The 10,974-nt window shown below is 71.8% G+C and carries 2 protein-coding genes; both read right to left on the bottom strand.

Going from position 1 to position 10,974, the window contains the following annotated elements; genetic code table 11:
• Nucleotides 1-36 precede the first annotated feature (36 nt).
• The gene (locus ACWDUA_RS22770) at nucleotides 37-7,692 is read right to left on the bottom strand and encodes an amino acid adenylation domain-containing protein (RefSeq protein ID WP_449753291.1); all 7,656 of its coding nucleotides are present in this window, start codon (nucleotides 7,690-7,692) and stop codon (nucleotides 37-39) included.
• Nucleotides 7,689-10,751 (bottom strand): amino acid adenylation domain-containing protein, encoded by a 3,063-nt coding sequence (locus tag ACWDUA_RS22765; RefSeq protein WP_449753290.1) that lies wholly within the window; start codon nucleotides 10,749-10,751, stop codon nucleotides 7,689-7,691. The genes ACWDUA_RS22770 and ACWDUA_RS22765 overlap by 4 nt, the downstream gene beginning before the upstream one ends.
• Nucleotides 10,752-10,974 lie beyond the last annotated feature (223 nt).

Below are 10,974 nucleotides of genomic sequence, written 5' to 3'. Positions count from 1 at the left end.
CTCCGGTAGTGCGATTCAGGATGGGACTGTCGGGGGTCATACGGCCGGGTTCGAATCTGGGCTCGATCCTTCTGGACTAGATCCTTCTGGGCTCGATTCCTCTGGGCTCGATCCGTGCGCGGCATCCCCGCCGGGAGCCAGCTCCGCCAGGGCGGCACACCAGCCGGCGGCCAGGGCCGCGACCAGATCGGCATCGAGCTGATCGGGCAGGTGGATGAACGTGGCGGTGATGACCGGTCCGGCACTCTCGTCGCGGCAGACGATCTCGATCTCGAGAGGATGTGCGACGCCGAGGTCGGGGTCGGCCGCGGTGCGCAGCGCCGTCGACTCGGCCGACGGCTGCCAGGCGCCACCGGTGCCCACGGTGAACCGTCCGAGATAGTTCAGCAGCACACCGGCGCCCGGCAGGGTTGCCATCGCCATCGCCGTCTGCGGATTCAGATACCGCAGCATCCCGAAACCTGCTCCGGCCGAGGGCATCTCCCGCCACTGCTGTTCGGCGGTCGCGATGGCCGCGGTGACATCACCGCCGGCCAGAGCGGGCAGACGTAGCGGTGCCATCGTGGTGAACCACCCGACCGTACGGCTCAGGTCGAGCTCACCGAGGCCGGCGGCCTCGGTGTCGCGACCGTGCCGTTCGGTGTCGACGACGAGATCGCCGGCGGCGGTCACCGCGCTCGCGGCCACGCGCAGCGCACCCAGGAACACCGAGGTGATCCCGACGTCGAGGCGTGCGGGCACCTCGGTGAGGATCGCCTGGGACAGGGCGACCGGCAGGGACACCTGATACCGCTCCTGCGCCCCGACGGTGCCGCGGATCGCGGGCCGCCCGGGCACCAGATCGCCACCGGGGGCGAGGACCTGCGCCCAGTGCGCCACCTCGCCCAGCAGCTCCGGTGCCACCGCGCGGGTGGCGATGTCGGCGGCGACCTGTGCGAACGGGACCCCGTCCGCGGCGTCGGTCGTACGGCCGGTCTCATGGGCGGCCGCCAGGTCGTCGATCAGGATGCGGCGGGACACGCCGTCGATCGCCAGATGATGGATCACCAGGACCAGCCGACCTGCCGCACCGGCGGTCACCGGGGTGAGGTGGACGGCCGCGACCATCCGGCCGGTGGTCGGCGACAGCCGTCCGGCCGCGGCATCGGAGACGACGGCCACGGTCTCGGCGACACTGCCGTGTGCGTCGGCGGCGACCACCTCCAGGACGTCGGCCGCGCGCACCGACCCCGGCTCTCCGGCGGTGAGCGTCCACACCCCGCCGGCCACGACGTCGAGGGTGGTGCGCAGGGCCGGGTGCCGGTCGAGGACCACTTGCAGGGCGGTGGCCACCGATTGCGGGGTGGCGTCGGCCGGGACGTCGACCACCAGCGACTGATTGTGACGATCGATCGTGCCGCCCAGCTCACGCAGCCGATGCATGATCGGCAGCAGGGCGATGACCCCGGACGCCGCGGCCCCGGTCGCACGGTCGGTGCCGTCGGACCGGGCGTCGCCCTCGTCGATCGGCTCGGCCACTCCGGCAAGGCCTTCGATGGTCCGCTGGGTGAACACGTCCCGGGTCCGCAGCCACAACCCGTGCCGGCGTGCCCGGTTGACCAGCGTGGTGGAGACGATCGAGTCGCCACCGAGGGCGAAGAAGTCGTCGTCGAGCGCGATCTCGTCCGGTGCCAGCCGCAGGGTCTCGGCGAAGATCTCCAGGAGCGCCGCCTCCACGGCATCCGCCGGGCGTCGCCGGTCGGCCGCAGCCGTCCCCGAACGGGGCTCGGGAAGTGCTGCGGCATCGGTCTTGCCGTTGGTGGTCAACGGGATCCGGTCGATGCCGACCACCGCCGACGGCACCATGTGCTCGGGCAGGCTCTGCTGCAGGGCGGCGTGCACCTCGTCGGGCGTCACACCGTCGGTGACGACATAGGCGAGCAGCCGGTGGGTGTCGCCCGGGCCGGGACGGGTGATGACCGCCGCATCCCGCACACCGTCGACCGCCGCGATCGCCGACCGCACCTCACCGAGCTCGATCCGGAATCCACGGATCTTGACCTGGGTGTCGGCCCGGCCGACATAGTGGAATCCGCCGTCCTCGGTGAGCCGGAACAGATCTCCGGTGCGGTACGACACCGTGCCGTGGCCGCCGGGATCGGCGACGAACCGGACCGCCGACAGTTCCGGACGACCCAGATAGGCGCGGGCCACCTGCGGTCCCGACAGATACAGCTCACCGACCACACCGACCGGTACCGGCCGCATGAGGGTGTCGAGGAGCCGGCCGGTGAAACCGGGGAGCAGGGCGCCCACGTCGCTGCCGGTCGACGTCGCCGACGATCGGGCGTCGATCGGCAGATAGGTGGCATGCACGGTGATCTCGGTGATCCCGTACATGTTGACCGCCTGCACGAGCGGGCGCTGCCGGAGGAACCCGGTCAGGCGCTGCGCGTCGAGCGCCTCGCCGCCGAAGACGAGGTGGCGCACCGAGGCCAGATCGGCGGTGGTGTCGGCGAGCGTCGCATCGAGGGCAGAGAACGCCGACGGCGTCTGGTTGAGGACGGTCACGCCCTCCGCGTCGAGGAGTGCGGCGAAATCGGCCGGCGAACGGGTGGTGGCACGATCGGGCACCACCAGCCGGGCCCCGGTCGACAGTGCCCCCCAGATCTCCCACACGGAGAAGTCGAACGCATACGAGTGGAACAGCGTCCACACGTCGTCGGCATCGGTGCGGACCAGATCACGGGTCGCCGACAGCAGGGCCAGCACATTGGCGTGCGAGATCGTGACGCCCTTGGGACGCCCGGTGGACCCGGACGTGTAGATCACATAGGCCGGGTGGCCGGGGGACACCGCGACAGGAGGCACCGGGGCGCCGGTGGGTGCGACGCGGGCACAGTAGTCGGCATCGACGGTGACCGTCGGGCGGGCGTCGGCGAGGGTGGCCGTGATGCGCTCGTCCGGGTAGTCCGGGTCGATGGGCACATATGCGCCGCCGGCGCGCAGCACCGCGAGCAGGGCGATCACCTGGTCGGCACCGCGGGGCAGCAGCAGTGCCACCAGGTCACCCGGGCGCACACCGTCGGCGATCAGTTGCGCGGCAAACCGTTCGGTGCGCGACCCGAGCTCGGCGTAGGTCAGTGAGCCGGCGGTGTCGGTCACCGCCGTCCGGGTGGCGTGCTCGTCCGCGGCGCGGGCGAAGACCTCCCACAAGGTGGTCGCATCCCCGGCGCGCGCCGGCTCGTCGGACACCGCGGGCAACGCCGGGACGGTGTCGGCGGCGTCGGGCATCCGCAGGGCCGCCAGATGCCGTTCGGGATGTTCGACGAGCGCGCGCAGCACAGACAGCGTCCGCTCGGCCAGACGCTGCGCGGTGGCCCGATCGAACAGATCGGTGGCGTACTCGAGACGCAGGCGCAGACCCGGGGTCAGCCCGACGAACTCGAAGGTCAGGTCGAACTTCGACGTCCGGGTGGGCGGGAACAGCGGGGTCGCGTCCAGACCGGCGAAGTCCGGCGCGACGATCGGGTCACGGTACTGGACCATCGTCTGGAACACCGGGTGGCGAGACAGCGACCGCTCCGGGACGAGTGCACCGACCACCTCGTCGAACGGCAGATCGGCGTGGGCATAGGCGTCCACGTCGGTCCGGCGGATGCGTCCGATCACCTCGTCGAGCGTCGGATCACCGGCGAGATCGGTCCGCAACGCCACGGTGTTGACGAACATGCCGATGAGTTCTTCGGCGGCTGCGGTGGTCCGTCCGGCGAAGGGGGTGCCGACGACGATGTCGTCACCGGCGCCCGAGGCCGAGAGTGCCACCGCCACAGCGGCATGCACCAGCATGAACCGGGTGGTGCCGGTGGCCGCGGCCCGCCGGTCGAGGGCGGTGACCAACTCGGCGGGCAGGTCGCGGTCGATCTGGTCGCCGCGGTGGCTCGGCTCGGCCGGGCGGGGCCGGTCGACCGGTGGGCCGACCTCGTCCGCAATGCCGGCCAGCTGGCCGGTCCAGAACCGGATCTGCTGGGCGGCAAGTGAATTCGGGTCGGATGCGACGCCGAGCTGGTCGAGCTGCCACACCGTGTGGTCGGTGAACTGCACGGCCGGCGCCGCCACGGGCGTGCCGTGGTAGCCGGCGGCGAGCTCGTCGAACAGCCGGCCCGCCGACCACTCGTCGGCGGCGATGTGATGGACCGTGATCAGCAGGATCGCCGAGTCGGCGGCCGTGCCGCCGTCCGGACCGGTCGTATCAACGCGGACGAAGTCGGCGCGCAGGACGTGGTCGGTGGCCAGATCGTAGGGGCGAGCACCCAATTCGGTGATCAGGTCGTCGACATCGGTTGCGGCCGGACGGTGTTCGGGCAGCGCCACGGTGATCCCGGACGCCTCGTCGATGACCGGCACGCCGTCGACGATCCGGGTGCGCAACACCTCGTGACGCGCCACGATCCCGGTCAGTGACGCGGCGAGCGCATCGACGTCGATGGCAGATCCCGGCCGGGCGTCGAGCCGGACGGTGAAGGCGACGGTGTACGCCGAGTCGTCGACCCCCGACTGGAACAGCAACCGGCGCTGGGCCGGCGAGAGCGGGAGGGGATCGGGACGCTCGCCCGCCACCGGGCCGGCCGGTGTGGCGGCGGCGATCCCGGGCGACGTGCCGGCGGGTCCGGCGGTGTCGGCGGGGGACAGCAGTCCGGCCAGGTCGGCCAGGACGGGATGGTCGAAGACGTCGGCGATGGTGAGTCGCTGCCCGGTGGCCACGCGCAGCCGGGTGAGCATCCGGGTCGCCGAGAGGGAGTGCCCGCCGAGGTCGAAGAAGTCGTCCTCCGGTGCGGCCTCACGGCCCAGCACGGCTCGCGCGGCGTCGACCACCGCACGTTCGGCGTCGTTCGCCGGGCCGCGGGACGGTGCGGCCGACGGTCGCGCGGGCTCCGGGAGGGCGCGCCGATCGACCTTGCCGCCCGGGGTCAGGGGCAGTGCCGCCAGGACGGTGACGGTGGCAGGCACCATCGCCGCGGGCAGCGAGTCGGCGAGGGTGGCGGTCACCTCCGGGGCGGCGAGGTCGGCCCGGCCGCTGACATAGGCGTCGACGCGGGTGGAACCCGAGGCGTCGGTGACCGCGCGCACGGCGGCTTCGCGCACACCGTCGACGGCCGCGAGTGCGGCCTCGATCTCACCGAGTTCCACTCGGACACCACGGATCTTGACCTGGCTGTCGGCGCGTCCGTGGAGGATGATGCGGCCCGCGACGTCGATCTCGCCGCGGTCGCCGGTCCGGTACAGGCGCCGGCCGGCGCCCTCGGGGTCGGCGACGAAGCGCGCGGCGGTCCACTCCGGGCGGCCGCGGTAGCCGCGGGCGAGTTGGGGCCCGCCGACGTAGATCTCGCCCGCCACACCCGTGGGCACCGGCCGCAGCAGACGATCGAGGATCACCACGGTGGTGCCGACGACGGGAAGACCCGCCGTGACCGGTCCGGCGAGGGTGGTTCCCATGCTGACGTCACCGGCCACCTCTGACGAGCCGTAGGAGTTGACGACCTCGGCACCGGATGCGGTCAGGATCTCGCGGGTGGCCGGGACGAGCGGCTCGCCGGAGACGATCCAGCGGCGGGGCGCGTAGCCGGGTGCGGCCTCGGCGATGGCCTGCGCCAGGGGCGGGACCGCGGTGATCTGGTCCACCTCGTGCGCGGCCGCCAACTCGGCCAGTGCGAGGGCGTCCCGGGTGACGGCGTCCTCGGCGAGGACCACCGTGGCCCCGGCCGCGAGTGCACCCAGCAGTTCGGTGGTGCCGTCGATGAACGCCACCGACGACTTGGCGAGGACCACCCGGCCGTCCCAGTTCGCGGCCGCCCAGGCCACTCGGTTGGCGAGCGCGCCCGCCGTGCCGAGCACGGCCTTGGGGGTGCCGGTGGAGCCGGAGGTGTAGACGACATAGGCCGAGGAGTTCGGGTGTATGCCCGACGATGCGAGGGGGGCGTCGGGTCCTCGATCGGCCGGCCGGTCGGCGATGTCCGGTGCGGCCGAGAGGAGTTCGGCGGTGGCGTCGTCGAGGACGAGGTCGGGCCGGGAGTCGTCGAGCATGAACGTGATCCGGGCCGACGGGTAGCCGGGGTCGATCGGCAGGTAGGTCGCACCGACCCGGAGGACGGCGAGGATCGACGCGACGAGTGCGGCGCTGCGGTGCTGGTGGACGGCCACCACCGATTCCGGCCCGATTCCGCGGGTGCGCAGGGCGTCGGCGATCCGGTCGGTCAGCGCCTCGAGATCGGCATATCGCAGGGTGCGCTCGCCGACGATCACCGCGACCCGATCCGGATCGGCGTCGGTCGCCCGTGCGATCTGGTCGGCCACCGGCTCGAACGGCAGGGTGGGATCGGCGTCGAGCGCGGCGGCACCCAACGGCGGGGCGTCGCCACGGGGCAGGGTCGCGATGGTGGCGTCCGGCCGCGCCGGGAGTGCGGTGAGGATACGGACCAGGTGCGGCAGCAGCTCGGCACAGGCGCGCTCGGCGACACCGTCGGCGGCGGTGGCCTGCGGGCGTTCCAGCAGGATGCGGATCTGGGGATCGTCCTCGACGAGAATGGTTGCCGCATAGCTGTTCTCGTCCTCGATATGCGGACGGACCGGGCCGCGCGGGAAGCTCTCGAAGACGACGACGGTGTCGAACAACTCGCCCAGCCCGACCGCGCTCTGGATGTCGCCGAGTGGGGTCTGGTGGTGACCGATCAGCGACAGCTGCTCGCGCTGTACGCGGGAGACCAGCGCCGGCAACGACTCTCGTGGATCGAGCACGATCCGCACCGGGATGGTGTTGATCAGCATCCCGACCATCTCGTCGACACGGTCGACCGACGGGTCGCGGCCGGAGACCACCGCACCGAAGACCACGTCGTCGGTGTCGGTGTGATCGGCCAGGACCAGCGCCCACGCCACCTGGATGACGGTGTTCAGCGATGCGCCGTGCGCACGTGCCCAGTCGCGCAGCCGGTCGGACTCGTCGGCGCCGAGCCGGTGGGAGATCACCCGCTCGCCGGAGGTGTCTGCGCGGCGGGACCGGGCGACGAGGGTGGGGGAGTCCAGACCCGAGAGCACCTCACGCCAGATGCCGAGGTCGTCGGGGCGGCCCGCGCGCCACCGCAGGAACTCGCTCACCGGTGCCGGTGCGGGCAGCGTCTCGCCGCGCAGGAGCCGGACGACCTCGTCGAACAGCCGGTGGAGCGACCAGCCGTCGAGCGCGATGTGATGGGCGACGACGAGCAGGTGGCGCCGCGGCTGCCCATCGGTGTCGTCGGCGGCCAGGACCGCCCGGAACGGCGGGGGTGAGGTCAGTGCGATCCCGCGGATGCGTTCCCGGCGTCGCAGGGAATCCAGGTCATCGGCCGTACCGAGGTCACAGGTCTCCAGGGGCACCTCGACATCGGCGTGCACGCGGGCGACCGGTGCGCCGGTGCGCCGACGGGTGTAGGAGGTGCGCAGGGTGGCGTGCCGGGCCATCACCGTGCCGAGCGCGGCCGCGACACGGGTGGTGAGGTCGGTGTCGACCGGCACGTGCAGCGCGAGGTCGACGTCGGCCAGGATCAGGTACGGATCCGGGGTACCTGCCGGGCGCGGCCGGGTGGAGTGATAGACGATCGCCTCCTGCAGCCCGGTGAGCGGCAGGACGTCGTCGAGGGCGGGGGCCGCCGGGGCGGAGGTGTCGGTGGTCGTCACAGGAGATCTCCATCGGCCAGGTCGTCGAGCTCGTCGGCACCGATACCCGCGGTGGTGAGCGCGAACTCACCGTCGGCGGGGCGGGCGGCGTCCGGATCGGGGCGCGCCGTCGAGACCGTGGTCGCGACGGTCGCCAATCCGGCGACGGTGGGGTTGTCGAACAATTCGATGGGGGTGATGCGCAGGCCGTCGCGGGCCAGGCGGGTGACCACCCGGACCGCGGTCAGGCTGTCACCGCCGAGGAGGAAGAAGTCGTCGTCGGCACCGACGGCCGGCACCCCGAGTACTTCCGAGAATGCCTGGGCGAGCGCACGTTCGGTGTCGGTGGCCGGTGGCCGTGTGGCGCCGGCCGGGGAACCGAAGACCGGTCGCGGCAGTGCGCGGCGGTCGACCTTGCCGTTGGGTGTCAGCGGGAACTCGTCGACGGCCATGACCGCGGCCGGGATCATGTAGTCGGGGAGCCGGTCGGTCAGGTGTCCCCGCAGCTCCCGCACGTCGACCTCGTGGCCCGCGGTCGGCTTGACGAAGGCGACCAGACGTCCGTCGAATGCGGTGGTGACCGCTCGATCGACCGAATCATGCTGTGCCAGTGCGCTGTCGACGTCGCCGAGCTCGATCCGGAATCCGCGGATCTTGACCTGGTGGTCGGTGCGGCCGAGGCAGTACAGGACGCCGCCGGGGCCCCGGCGGGCCAGGTCGCCGGTGCGGTACATGCGCGCACCGGGCGGCCCGAAGGGATCGGCGACGAAGCGCGCGACGGTGAGATCCGGTTTGCCGTGGTAGCCCCGGGCCAGGCCGTCGCCACTGAGGTACAGCTCGCCGACGCGGCCGTCGGCGACCGGACGAAGTGCCGAATCGAGAAGTCGCACACCGGTGTTGGCGATGGGCTCACCGATCGGGACATCGTGACCGGTCAGCGGTGCGGTGGTCGACCAGATGGTGGTCTCGGTGGGGCCGTACATGTTGCGGACGGATGCGGCGTGACCGGCGAGTCCCGCGGCGAGCTCGGCCGGCACCGACTCACCGCCGACGAGGACGTCGACGCCGGTGAGCGCGGATCCGTGACCGGACTCGAGCAGTGCCGACCACAGCGACGGCGTCGCCTGCATGACGTCGACACCGTGCGTGGTGACGATCCGGGCCAGCCGGTCCGGATCGTGGACGTCGTCTGCGGTCGCGAGGACCACCGTGGCCCCGGCGGCCAGCGGCACGAGGGTCTCCAGGATCGCGATGTCGAAGGAGATGGTGGTGACGGCGAGGACGGATCGGCCCGGGCGGTAGCCCAGCAGGCCGACCATGTGCTCGGTGAAGTTCAGCAGGGCCCGATGGTCGAGCACGACCCCCTTCGGGGTCCCGGTCGATCCCGAGGTGTAGATGACGTACGCCGGCGAGCGCAGATCGTGCGACGGCGCGACGTCACGATCGATGCGCGACGTCTCGGCGCCGTCGGGCCGGCCGATCGCGATGCCGTCCGGACCGGGTTCGAGCACCGCGACCGGTCCGGCGTCGGCGAGGGTGGCGGCCAGCCGGTCGGCCGGGAACCCCGGATCGAGCGGCAGGAACGCCGCTCCGCTGCGATGGACGGCGAGCAGCGCGACGATCAGATCGATCCCGCGTGGCAGCGCCACGGCCACGATGTCCTCCGCGCCCAGCACACCGAGTCGCCCGGCGAGGGCGTCGACGCGCCGGCGCAGGTCGGCGACCCGTACCTGCTCGGCACCGAAGACCAGTGCGACCGTGTCGTCGGGGTGGGCGAGGGCACGCTCGACCAGCCGCGTCGCACCGATCGGCCGGCGGGTGCGCTCGTCGTCGGCGGTGATGGCGGTGGCTCGCGTACGGTCCGCGGCGAGATGCCATGCGCCGATGGGTTTTCCGGTCAGCTCCGGTGTGGTGGCGATGGCGGTGATCAGCTCGGTGAGTTCGGCGCAGATCTCCTCGACGGCCGCCTCGTCGTACAACTCGGTGTCGGCGTCGACCATGATCTCGAGGTCGCCGGCGATGTCGGCACAGGTGATGGCCATGTCGACCACCGGACCCCGGGCCAGCGACCGGATCGTCGCGGTGTGGCCGCCGATGGCGACGGTCGAGGAGAACGGTTTGATGTTGAGTGTCGGTCCGTTGGCGCCGTCGACCCCGCGATGCCGTAGGTCGCGGACGATCTGCTCGCCGCGGTAGCGGGCGTGCGGACCCACCGCGCGAATCCGCTCGGTCACGTGCGCGCCGATCTCGGCGAGGGTCGACGATCCCGCGGCGCGGATGCGCAACGGGATGACATTGACCATGCTGCATGCGCTGGCCGCGGCGGGTGACCCCAGCCGGTTCATCATCGGGAAACCGAGGGTCACGTCGTCGTTGTCGGCGCGACGGGCGCAGAATGCCGCGACCACCGCAGTGAGCGATGCCGGTGTGCGGGCGAGTGATCCGGCACCGGAGATCACCGAACGGCGGGTGTGGACGCGCGCGGCGATGCGGTGTCCGCGGGGGACGCCGGACAGTGTGAGTGGTCCTGCGACATCGGCCAGCTCGTGCTCCCAGAACTCCCGGTCGTCGTCTCGGGGCGCATCGAAATCGGCGGGCAGCCCGGTGGCCGGCCGCAGCGTGTGGGTGTCGGCGGGGTCGTCGTAGAGCCGCCCGATACGCCGCACGAGCAGGCCCAGTCCATAGGCGTCGAGGACGAGGTGATGGGCGACGACGAGCAGCCCGGTCGAACCCCCGGCGGTGATGATCGAGATCTCCGCGCACGGACCGATGACCGGATCGATGGGACGACCGACGGCATCGGAACAGTACTGTCCGAGCGCGCCGGGGTCGGCACCGAGATCGATGTGGCGCACCGGGATCGGGTCGCCGAGACGATAGTGCGGTCCACCCTCGTCGTCGGTGAACCGCGCGCTCAGCAGATCGGCCTCGGCGGCGGCCGCCGCCGCAGCGTCGACCAGTCGTGCTGTATCGGGAACCGTGGTGAACTCGAGAACCTGCCCGATGGTGAACACCGGTGACGGTCCGATCACGGACTGCGCCACCCACAGACCCTGGGCCGCCGCGGATGCTGCGAACACGGGTTCACACCAGGGGACACCGACACTTGACATGGTAAGCGAGCCTACCCTTTGTTTGGCAAGACTCACCAAAGCGGGGGCTACGCAGAACCGCGGGTTGCCAGCTATATTAGGCCAGGCTAACTTCAGGGTCTGGTCGAACCAGGCCCAACGCGACGCGCGCGACGATCTGCCGAGGCGGACGAGGGCGGCAAGCGCCATCGAGACGATGGCCGACAAGTGA

Source organism: Gordonia sp. NPDC003376 (genome assembly GCF_053589235.1).
This window is presented reverse-complemented; position numbering and strand designations above follow the sequence as displayed.